This window comes from Komagataeibacter kakiaceti JCM 25156 (assembly GCF_000613305.1).
The window spans coordinates 1-1,026 of the sequence record NZ_BAIO01000687.1 but is presented as its reverse complement, the minus strand read 5'-3'; the positions used below and the strand labels follow the sequence as shown (position 1 = coordinate 1,026).

Below are 1,026 nucleotides of genomic sequence, written 5' to 3'. Positions count from 1 at the left end.
GGGGGCACAGCGCGCTGAGCAGGTAACGCACCAGCGGAACGGGCTTGGGGTAATCAAAGCGCACGCCCTGCCGCGCCAGACCGGCCGCGGCCTGCTGCACGGTGCCCATGCCCTCCAGCACGCTCAGGATATGCTGGAGCGGTCATCGCGGTCCTTTTCCATGAAAACCGCGCCGCTCGGGGTCAGGTAAAAGCGGGTTTTCAGTCCGCGCCGGTCGCGAATGTCCCGGAAACCACCCGCGATGAAAGCCGCGCACTGCCTGCGTGAACTCCACCCGCTGCGCAGCGTGACGGGTCGGGCCAGCCGCCCCGCGCGCACGACAAGCGGCGTGGTGAAACGCGGCCAGAAGGTTGCATCAACCGGAGGAGCGATGTCCCCCCGCGTGAAACTGGCCGGAAAACCCACAGGCAGCACAAGATCGGAGACCGGGTTGCGCGGGCCATTCTTGATGATGGTGTTGCGGATGACCGGCCGCCGCAGCTTGCTGCGCGCACCGACCTGTGGCGCGATGACATGACCGGGAACAAAACGCCGCGCCTCCCGCGCGAAGACCACCACATATTCATGATTGGTCTTGATGCGGCTGTGGTTGTCCATATTGCCCGTATTGACCCAGACGAAGGTGGCCAGGAAGTTTTCGGGTCCGAACACCTCCTCCATCAACAGCCGCAGGCGGGGATATTCGTGGTCGTCGATACAGCAGGCGATCACGCCATTTTCCGCCAGCAGCCGCCGCAGCATGATCAGGCGGGGATAGATGAGGCACAGCCACCTGTCCTGCCGCGACAGGGTGCGCGCCCGCGCGCCCAGCGCCGCCTCCAGCCAGTGCCTTACGGCGGGCGTGCTGGCGCTGTCATCATACAGCCAGTCACGCCGCCCGGTATTATAGGGGGGGTCGATCAGCACCATATCCACCCGACCGGCCAGATCGGGCATGAGCGTGGCCAGTGCGGCGAGGTTATCCCCCTGAATGATCCAGTCCCGCGCGTCCGCCGCCCCGCGTGACAGCGCGGGATCGGGCCGCAG

1 protein-coding gene is annotated in these 1,026 nt (G+C 66.0%); it reads right to left on the bottom strand.

What is annotated here, in order from left to right; genetic code table 11:
• Positions 1–123: 123 nt before the first annotated feature.
• A partial coding sequence (locus tag JCM25156_RS25995) for a DNA methyltransferase (protein WP_242402739.1) occupies positions 124–1,026 on the bottom strand: 903 nt, incomplete at its 5' end.